This window comes from Acinetobacter courvalinii, assembly GCF_014635545.1.
Classification (GTDB): domain Bacteria; phylum Pseudomonadota; class Gammaproteobacteria; order Pseudomonadales; family Moraxellaceae; genus Acinetobacter; species Acinetobacter courvalinii.
In genome coordinates this window covers 1-541 of the sequence record NZ_BMDA01000024.1, presented here as the reverse complement: position 1 = coordinate 541, position 541 = coordinate 1, and the positions used below count along the sequence as shown (strand labels likewise).

1 protein-coding gene is annotated in these 541 nt (G+C 53.4%); it reads right to left on the bottom strand.

All coding sequences use genetic code 11. From position 1 onward, the window contains the following. Positions 1 to 541 (bottom strand): Ig-like domain-containing protein (locus IEV39_RS18390; RefSeq protein ID WP_227554533.1); only part of this gene is annotated, 541 nt, incomplete at both ends.

The window sequence follows — 541 nt, the reverse complement described above, 5'->3', positions numbered from 1 at the left end:
AAGGGTTGCACCCGCTGGATTTGGTGGGGTCGCATCGACGGTTTCTGTACCTGGTACAGACGGGTTACCTGCAGGGTCGGTGGCAATTGCAGTGATGGTATCACCATCCACCAGACCGCCTGGGTTTGGTACAGTCCATTCGCCTGTTACCGGATCAGTCACCACATCAACGGTGCTGCCATCCGGGAAGGTCACAGTCACGGTTGAACCTGGTTCTGCTGTACCAGTGATTGGATCGGTACCATTGACCGGATCAATCTCTGGGGCATTCGGTGCAGTGACATCCACGTTATAGACTTGCGTATCAGTCACGCTGCTGCTGTTACCTGCTGCATCGGTGAAGGTCGCTGTGGCATCGATGGTCGCATCCGAATCTGCAAGTAAGTCACTACCTGCCACATCCGCTGTCCAGTTACCTGTTGCTGCATCTACCGTTGCAGTGTAAGTCACGCCATTGATAACTAAAGTCACCACTGTGGTGACTGCATCTGCAGGGATACCGGTTAAGGTACCTGTTACCGTGATGGTGGTTGTTGATTCA